Origin of the sequence: Streptomyces sp. SID3343, assembly GCF_009865215.1 — a bacterium.
In the GTDB taxonomy this organism is placed as follows: Bacteria; Actinomycetota; Actinomycetes; order Streptomycetales; family Streptomycetaceae; genus Embleya.
In genome coordinates this window covers 1-737 of sequence record NZ_WWJX01000245.1, presented here as the reverse complement: position 1 = coordinate 737, position 737 = coordinate 1, and the positions used below count along the sequence as shown (strand labels likewise).

Genomic DNA, 737 nt, shown 5'->3' with positions numbered 1-737 from the left:
GCCGCTCGGCCCGGGGTGGTCGGTCACCGCGGCGGCGCACGGCCCGGCCGCGTTCCGTCTGTTGCCGGCGCGGGTGCGGGCGGATTTGGCCCGGCGCATCCTGGGCCCGTCCGCTGCGTGGTGGCTGCGCGATCGGCTGGACGGCCGGGTCGCGATCCGCGACGGACACACCGTCACCTGGGCGCGCCGCGAACCGAACGGCCGGGTACGGCTGCTGGTCCGCGACGCCACCGGCTACGAACGCGAGATGCACACCGACCACGTATTGTCCGCGACCGGCTACCGGGTGACCCTGTCCGCCCTCGACTTCCTGAGCCCACACCTGCGCCGCCGCATCCACACGACGGCCGGCCTGCCCACCCTGGACGCGTCCCTGGCCACCACCGTGCCGGGCCTCTACCTCACCGGCCCACCCGCCGCCACCACCTTCGGCCCCCTGCTCCGCTTCGTCCACGGCACCGACTTCGCGTCCCGCCGCCTCTCCGCGGTCCTGGCCGCTCGTTCCCGCTCCGGCGGTTGAGCCCAGCCGGTCAGCCCACGCCTGCCCGGCGTTCGAGGACATCGGGCCGTGGACCGTCCGGCGCCACATCGTCGGGCTGCCATCCCCGGCCAGTCCGGCGAATGTGAGTGCGGAAACTGTTGGCTCATCGCAGGACCAGGGGAACGCCGATCGCGCGCGTCAGCTTCGCAACCTTCGAGGTCGATACTTCGCCAAGACGCTGAACGATCGCTCCCGA

At 73.1% G+C, this 737-nt stretch carries 1 pseudogene; it reads left to right on the top strand.

Going from position 1 to position 737, the window contains the following annotated elements:
- Positions 1–520, top strand: a pseudogene (locus GT354_RS08605) (lysine N(6)-hydroxylase/L-ornithine N(5)-oxygenase family protein); the annotation flags it as partial.
- Positions 521–737 lie beyond the last annotated feature (217 nt).